This is a genomic window from Polaromonas sp. P3_C2 (assembly GCF_056402675.1).
The window spans coordinates 1-3,913 of sequence record NZ_JBFUGX010000406.1 but is presented as its reverse complement, the minus strand read 5'-3'; the positions used below and the strand labels follow the sequence as shown (position 1 = coordinate 3,913).

Genomic DNA, 3,913 nt, shown 5'->3' with positions numbered 1-3,913 from the left:
GGCCTCAAAGCCAAGGCGCCGGTAAAAGCCCTCCGCACTGCGCTGCGCATGCAGCATGACCTCATGGTCTCCGCGATCCCGGGCGGCGTCCATCAACGCGTTCAAAAGATTTTGGCCAAGGTGAGCTCCGCGCAGCGCCTTGTGCACTGCCATGCGCCCGATCTTCGCCGTGCCATCTGCTTGCCGCACCAGCCGCCCGGTCGCAATGCCCTCTCCCAACCCGTTATAGGCCACGGCGTGCACGGCCGGGTGGTCCGCTTCGTCGCACGCCATCTCCATCGGAATGCCCTGCTCCTGCACAAACACGGCCGTGCGGACCCTGGCCGCGTCGGCGCCCAAGGCGGCCCAATCACCCGTCCTGATGTCCACCATGGCCTCACCGGCCTCAAAGCCCACGAGCAGATTGCGCAGCGCATCCGGCACGGGTCGGGACGTCTGGGTCAGGGGATCGGCAAACACGTAGATGAGTTCGCAGGCGATGAGCAGTTCATCGGCCCTGAACATCGCGCCTGTGAATGTCATCGATGAATTGCCGATGCGTGCGCACTTGAGCGCTACATCGATCCGGTCATCAAAGCGTGCCGAGCCATGGTATTCCAGTGTGGCCTTTTTCACGTACAAGTCACCGCCCATCTTGTGCATGGTTTCCTCGTACGGCAGCGCCAGCGCGCGCCAGTAGTCGGTAATGGCGGTGTCGAAGTACATCAGGTAATGCGCGTTGAACACGATTTTTTGCATGTCCACTTCGGCCCAGCGAACCCGCAGCGGGTGAAAAAATCGGAATTCCTGTCGTTTCATGGCGTGTTGTCCGGAAGATTGAATGCCTGGCGCAGTGCCCGAGCCGCGTCCGCATGGGCTTGCCGTGCTTCGGGAATGATGCGCCCCATCTTGATGAACTCGTGCGTGACGCCGCGGTAGATTTCCAGGTCGACCGGCACGCCGGCCGCGCGCAGCTTGTCGGCATACATCACCCCCTCGTCGACCAGGGGATCGCACTCTGCCAGGCCCAGCCAGGCCGGGGCCACACCGTCCACATCCGGCGCATTGAGCGGCGCGAAGCGCCAGTCCTCGCGGTCGGCGGGGCTTCGCACATAGTGGTTGAAAAACCAGGTGATGTCAGCTTCCTCGAGCACAAAGCCATCAGCAAATAGCCGGTGCGACGGTGTGTCCTGGTGGGCGGCGCAACCGGGGTAAAACAGCAGCTGCAGCGCCAGCGGCAAACCGGCATCGCGGGCCAGGATGGCGCACATGGTTGCCAGCGTGCCGCCCGCGCTGTCGCCGCCGACCGCCACACGGGTTTCGTCAAGACCGAGGCTGGTTGACCGTGCCGTCAGCCACTGCAGGGCATCCCAGGCATCATGGGCAGCTACAGGAAATTTGTACTCCGGTGCCAACCGGTAATCCACGGAAATCACCGCGCAACCTGACAGATGGCTGAGCTGCCGGCACAGCACATCATGCGTTGCCACACTTCCGATGGTGAAGCCGCCGCCATGAAAGTAAATCAGCACCGGCAGGCGGTCATTTAAGGAGGCGTAGAGGCGCGCAGGCAGGCTGTAGCCATCCCTGGCGGGAATGAGCAGGTCTTCGACCCGCGCCAGGGCCGGCCGGGGAATTTCCAGCACGCCCGCACCCGCCTCGTAGGCCGCTTTGGCCCCTGCGGGGGGGAGCGTATGAAACGGTGGGCGCCTGGCCCGCGCCATGCGGCTGAGTACATTCCGCATCGCGGGAGTCAGCAAGTCTTCAGGGGAGGTGCGGCGCATTTATTTGAATGTTACCGACACAGGCTGCGCTCCGGCCAGTCCCTGGTAAGCCGCTGTGGCGGTCAACCCTGGCTTGGGGGGCAGCAGGGGTGAAAACGAGCCCAGGCTGATCAAATCGCCTGGCTTCATGGCAAGACCTTCTTTGGCCAGGGCGCCGGCCAGCCAGACGACTGCGTTGAGCGGATGACCGAGGATGTCGCTGCCCTTGCCTCTTCCCAGTTCTGCACCGCTGCCGTCTGCAAGCACCACGGTCATGTTTTCCAGCATGACCAGCATGGCGTGGCGCTCTGCCCTTGTCACGGGCACGGCCAGGGGCGTGCCGGCCACACCGAACCGGGCACCGACATTGATGGCACTGACCGCCGGGCCATTGAGTCGGGGTGGTGCCTGAACGACCAGATCGGGCAATTCGATAAAGGGAATGATCTGGTCAACGGCTTCAAGCACGTCCAGGGGTGTCCGGGCCTGGTTGATGGCTGCACTTTTGACACGCACCAGCATGTCGGCCTCAAAAAGCGGACGCGCGCCAAAAGCCGCATCGACCACGGACCCGCCGGGCAGCACCATGCCCTCATACAGCTTGCCCCACACGGGTTGGTCGTAGTTGAAGCGTTTTTGTACCGCCGGGTTGGTAAGGCCTGCCTTGTAGCCGACCACTTTGCCGTGGCGTTTTTCCAGCAGCGCATTGAGTTTGGCGCGGGTACAGGCGCCATCGGCTTCGTTGAGACCTTCCGGGTTTGCCGCAGGCTGTCTGGCAGCGATCTTTTCGGCCAGGTCGCCGACTTGCGCATCGCTCAGACATTCGGCCCTGGCCTGAAGAGCCGCTATCGCCAAGGTGACCAGCATCAGGGTTTGCTTGCAATTCATGGGCATCTCCAGCTATTAAAGTAGGGCCAAGCCGATTGGGGCAACCGATTGGGGCAAGATGAGCGGCACGGGAAAACCGCCCAGCATCGTACAACGCGAAAGACAGCAAAACCATGGCCTTTATCTATTACGTCACCCAGATCCAGTTTGAATTCGGCGCGATCAAATTGCTCAAGCAGGAATGTGAGCGTGTCGGCATCACCCGTCCGCTCATCGTCACCGACCCCGGTGTCAAGGCTGCAGGTATTTTGCAAAAAGCGCTTGACGCGCTGCCCGGTGTGCAGGTGACGGTGTTTGACCAAACCCCTTCGAATCCCACCGAGGCAGCCGTTCGCGCAGCCGCCGCGCTGTACAAGTCCGCCGGCTGCGACGGCCTGATCGCGGTCGGTGGAGGCTCAGCCATTGATTGCGCCAAAGGCGTGGCGATTGCCGCAACCCATGAAGGCCCGCTCACGACCTACGCCACCATTGAAGGCGGTTCACTGAAAATCACGGACCGCGCGGCCCCGCTGATTGCCGTACCCACCACCAGCGGCACCGGCAGCGAAGTCGCCCGCGGGGCCATCATCATTGTGGATGACCACCGCAAGCTTGGGTTTCATTCCTGGCATCTGGTGCCGAAAACGGCGATTTGCGATCCGGAGCTCACATTGGGCCTGCCGGCCAAACTGACAGCGGCCACCGGCATGGACGCGATTGCGCATTGCATGGAGACCTTCATGTCAGCCGCCTTCAACCCGCCGGCCGACGGCATCGCGCTGGACGGCCTGGAACGCGGCTGGGCCCATATCGAACGGGCCACGCGCGATGGCAGTGACCGGGATGCCCGCTTCAACCTGATGAGCGCATCCATGCAAGGGGCCATGGCGTTCCAGAAAGGACTGGGCTGCGTGCATTCGCTGAGCCACAGCCTGGGCGGAGTGGACCCGCGCCTGCACCACGGCACGCTGAATGCCATGTTTCTGCCTGTGGTCGTCGACTTCAATGCGGCCGCCGAATCGGTGCAGAAGGACCGGCGCCTCGACCGCATGGCGCGTGCCATGGGCCTTGCTTCGGGCACCGACATTCCGGATGCCATTCGTGAGATGAACGCACGGCTGGGGTTGCCTGACGGCCTCGCAGCAATGGTCGTCGACTTCAATGCGGCCGCCGAATCGGTGCAGAAGGACCGGCGCCTCGACCGCATGGCGCGTGCCATGGGCCTTGCTTCGGGCACCGACATTCCGGATGCCATTCGTGAGATGAACGCACGGCTGGGGTTGCCTGACGGCCTCGCAGCAATG

General features: G+C 63.0%; 4 protein-coding genes. 1 reads left to right on the top strand and 3 read right to left on the bottom strand.

The genetic code is table 11. From position 1 onward, the window contains the following. The 3 genes from AC1DWI_RS16015 to AC1DWI_RS16005 all read right to left on the bottom strand — a co-directional run. Positions 1-798: YbgC/FadM family acyl-CoA thioesterase (locus tag AC1DWI_RS16015; protein WP_477725202.1), on the bottom strand; the 798-nt coding region annotated here is incomplete at its 3' end. Beyond that, the gene (locus AC1DWI_RS16010) at positions 795-1,763 is read right to left on the bottom strand and encodes an alpha/beta hydrolase (RefSeq protein ID WP_477669548.1); all 969 of its coding nucleotides are present in this window, start codon (positions 1,761-1,763) and stop codon (positions 795-797) included. The genes AC1DWI_RS16010 and AC1DWI_RS16015, both read right to left, overlap by 4 nt. Continuing rightward, entirely contained in the window at positions 1,764-2,630 is an 867-nt protein-coding gene (locus tag AC1DWI_RS16005; RefSeq protein WP_477669547.1) for a 2-keto-4-pentenoate hydratase, read from the bottom strand. 113 nt (positions 2,631-2,743) lie between these two features. Between AC1DWI_RS16005 and AC1DWI_RS16000 the strand changes: the two genes are divergently transcribed. Then, a partial coding sequence (locus AC1DWI_RS16000) for an iron-containing alcohol dehydrogenase (protein WP_477725201.1) occupies positions 2,744-3,913 on the top strand: 1,170 nt, incomplete at its 3' end.

Excerpts from the sequence above, each read along its gene's own strand:
- AC1DWI_RS16010 (WP_477669548.1), bottom strand. The coding sequence starts at position 1,763 with ATGCGCCGCACCTCCCCTGAAGACTTGCTGACTCCCGCGATGCGGAAT.
- AC1DWI_RS16005 (WP_477669547.1), bottom strand. The coding sequence starts at position 2,630 with ATGAATTGCAAGCAAACCCTGATGCTGGTCACCTTGGCGATAGCGGCT.